Source organism: uncultured Kiloniella sp. (assembly GCF_937128705.1).
Taxonomy (GTDB): domain Bacteria; phylum Pseudomonadota; class Alphaproteobacteria; order Kiloniellales; family Kiloniellaceae; genus Kiloniella.
In genome coordinates, this window is record NZ_CAKZMP010000027.1 from 1 (window position 1) to 1,773 (window position 1,773).

Annotated in this window: 2 protein-coding genes and 1 pseudogene; all 3 read right to left on the reverse strand. The window is 45.2% G+C overall.

The window, feature by feature from the left end:
* Nucleotides 1–560 (reverse strand): ATP-binding cassette domain-containing protein (locus Q0241_RS01715; RefSeq protein ID WP_299372096.1); only part of this gene is annotated, 560 nt, incomplete at its 3' end.
* Nucleotides 557–1,525, reverse strand: a complete 969-nt coding sequence (locus Q0241_RS01720) for an oligopeptide/dipeptide ABC transporter ATP-binding protein (RefSeq protein WP_299372099.1) — start codon at nucleotides 1,523–1,525, stop codon at nucleotides 557–559. The genes Q0241_RS01720 and Q0241_RS01715, both read right to left, overlap by 4 nt.
* Nucleotides 1,526–1,773, reverse strand: a pseudogene (locus tag Q0241_RS01725) (peptide ABC transporter permease); the annotation flags it as partial.

Consider the following 1,773-nt stretch of genomic DNA (forward strand, 5'->3'; position numbering starts at 1 on the left):
GAAACAGGTTCGTCACAGATGATCATTTTAGGTTTAACGATTAGGGCGCGGGCAATCCCAATTCTTTGACACTGCCCACCAGAAAACTCATGAGGATAACGATTGATCTGGTTAGGCAACAGACTAACCTTTTCCATCATCGCTTTAACCTCGGCAACAATCTCTTTCTTTGACAAAGAAGGGTTATGTGTCCTGAGAGGTTCTGCGATGATTTCCCCGACTGTTTTCCGGGGATTAAGGGAAGCCAAGGGATCTTGAAAAACCATCTGAATTTCAGAGCGATACTTCATCATCTGGCGCTTACTTAACCCCAGAAGTTCTTCTTTTCCCATCCAAACAACACGGCCTTGGGCATTCACCATACGGATTAAGGCACGTGCCAATGTTGATTTCCCACACCCGGACTCACCAACAATCCCTAATGTTTCGCCTTGTTTAAGCTCAAAATCTACCCCACCAACAGCATGAAGTCGTTTTTGCTTGATCCACGGCATATCACCTTCTGATTTTAACCTAAAAGTTACCCGTAGATCTTCGACTTTTAACAATGGTGCCGTCATACCAATTTCTCCATCGGTTGATGGCACGCCCTTAGGCGGCCCGTCGTTAATTCACACAAGTCAGGCAGTATTGCTCCGCAGATATCATCCGCGTGTTTACAACGGGCGACAAAGGGACACCCCTTTGGTGGCAATAACATGTTTGGGGGGCTGCCAGGTATGGTATCCAGAGCGTCACTTTTTTTATCTATCCTTGGAATAGCCCTCAATAATCCCTGGGTATAAGGGTGTGATGGCTCTTCAAAGACGGGATCGACAGGTCCCTGCTCCATTACGCGTCCTCCGTAAAGAACAAGTACTTCTTCGCAAAAACCTGCAACAACACCAAGATCATGAGTAATAAGAACGACCCCCATCCCAAATTCTTTTTGGATATCAGCAAAAAGATCCATAATCTGGGCCTGAACCGTCACATCTAATGCTGTGGTTGGTTCATCCGCAATCAAAAGCTTAGGACGACACAACAGAGACATAGCGATCATAACCCTTTGACGCATCCCCCCGGAAAATTCGTGCGGGTACAACCTAGCTCGACGTTTAGCATCTGGAATTTTCACCGCATCTAGCATGGCAACAGATTGCTTAAAAGCCTCTGCCTTTGACAGCCCTTGATGATAGATCAATACCTCGGCCATTTGCTCTGAAACCCGCATATAAGGATTTAAAGAGGTCATGGGATCTTGAAAGACAATCGCAATCTCTTCTGCGCGAACCTTATTCAATTCTTTAAGGGGCGCATTGAGAATTTCCTTGCCAGCAAACTTTACAGATCCAGTAGATATACCATTTGGCGCAAGCAGACCTAATATAGAAAAGGCTGTCTGGCTTTTGCCCGAGCCACTTTCACCAACAATGGCCAATGTTTTGCCGGCATCCATAGAGAAACTGACATCATTAACAGCACTAACAATTCCATCATTTGTCTTAAACTTAACGGATAGATTTTCAACTTCTAATAACGACATTTATCTATCCTTTGGATCCAGAGCATCACGCAAACCATCGCCCACAAAGAAGAAAGCAAAAAGCGTTATAACGAAGAAAAACAGGGGAAAAGCAAGCTGCCAGAGGGTTCCATATTGCATGGTCCCTGCACCTTCAAAAATCAACGCTCCCCAAGATGTATCGGGTTCCTGAACACCGAGACCAAGGAACGATATGAAACTTTCCGACAAAATCAGTAATAGCACAAGAAGCGTGGGATATAAGGCGA